Below are 1,282 nucleotides of genomic sequence, written 5' to 3'. Positions count from 1 at the left end.
TAAGGCCAGCCTGTAGCTCATCGATGCTGCCAAACTGGTTCAAATAGAAGAACTCCGATTTTAGAACAGCGAAAAAACTCTCCATCGGGGCGTTGTCCAAGCAGTTCCCTTTGCGCGACATGCTTTGCGTCAGACCTCTTTCTTGCAGCGTCCGCTGATAAGCAGGCATCCGGTATTGCCAGCCTTGATCAGAGTGAACCATAGGTTTTTCGCTGGCCTTCAACTTGCTCAAAGCCTTCTGAAGCATGCCACTGACGAGCTTAAATGCTGGCCGCTTGGCAGTTTCAAACGCGATGATCTCTCCGTTGTAAAGATCCATGACGGGGGACAGATAAAGCTTCTCGCCCGCGACGTTAAACTCCGTCACGTCGGTTACCCATTTTTGATTTGCCGTCTTCGCCGTGAATTGTCGCTGCAATACGTTATCTGCCGCTTGGCCAACGTCGCCCCTGTAGGAGCGATATTTCTTTGGGCGCACCAAGGACTTCAGACCCAACTGAAACATCTGCCGTTGCACGGTCTTATGGTTGACTTGTTGCCCCAGTTTCCGAATCTCACTAGTGATGCGTCGATACCCATAGCGCCCCTTATGTCGGGCGAAGATGGTTTGAATTTTCTGTTTTAATGCCTGGTGCTTGTCTGTGGCTAAAGCCACCTTCTGCTGATAGTAAAAGGTGCTACGGGCCAAACCAGCCAGTTGAAGTAAATCAGCCAGTGGGAATTGTTGCCTTAGTTCGTCGACTACTTGCGCTTTTTGCGCGGGCTTGTACGTACAGGCCGCTGTTGCTGAACTAAGGCTCGTAACTTTTTTAGATACGCCACTTCCATGCGCAAATGGTTCACCTCCGCGAGCAACTCCTCGCGGGTACGGGTTTCGTCATCGGTGGACCGCTGTGTGTCTGGCGGCAGAGATTCAGGCATTTTCTTGGGACGGCCACGTGCTCGTGGCTTCAGAGCTTCTATACCCCCGCTATGATAACAGCGCTCCCAAGATCGCAGGCTTGCCATGCTACGGATATTGAATGCTGCAATGGTCTGGGTGTACGACCATTCTTCGTCCCACATGCGCTGCAAGATCGCCAGCTTCTCCTCAACACCATAACCGGTAAATTTCTTAACTAGTCCGCTTTCTCCATGAGCCTGATACAAATGGATCCAGCGTTTAACCATGGCACCGTCTATGCCATACAGTCGCCCTAAGGATTTAAAGCCGATCCCTTCGGCCTGGTATCGCTGGACAACCTCCAACTTGAACTGCATTGTGTACTTCGCCAATGAAAAA

Annotated in this window: 1 protein-coding gene; it reads right to left on the bottom strand. The window is 51.2% G+C overall.

Annotation, left to right across the window (positions count from 1 at the left end):
* A protein-coding gene (locus GM655_RS23125) for an IS3 family transposase (RefSeq protein ID WP_229632702.1) occupies window positions 1-1,275 on the bottom strand; the annotation gives its coding sequence in 2 pieces (ribosomal slippage) (window positions 1-801 and window positions 801-1,275; 1,276 coding nt annotated over the 2 pieces). This gene is flagged as partial in the annotation.
* Window positions 1,276-1,282 lie beyond the last annotated feature (7 nt).

The organism is Pseudoduganella danionis, assembly GCF_009720775.1.
In the GTDB taxonomy this organism is placed as follows: Bacteria; Pseudomonadota; Gammaproteobacteria; order Burkholderiales; family Burkholderiaceae_D; genus Rugamonas; species Rugamonas danionis.
Note: the sequence above shows the minus strand (reverse complement) of the source record. Positions and strands in the feature narration are given on the sequence as shown.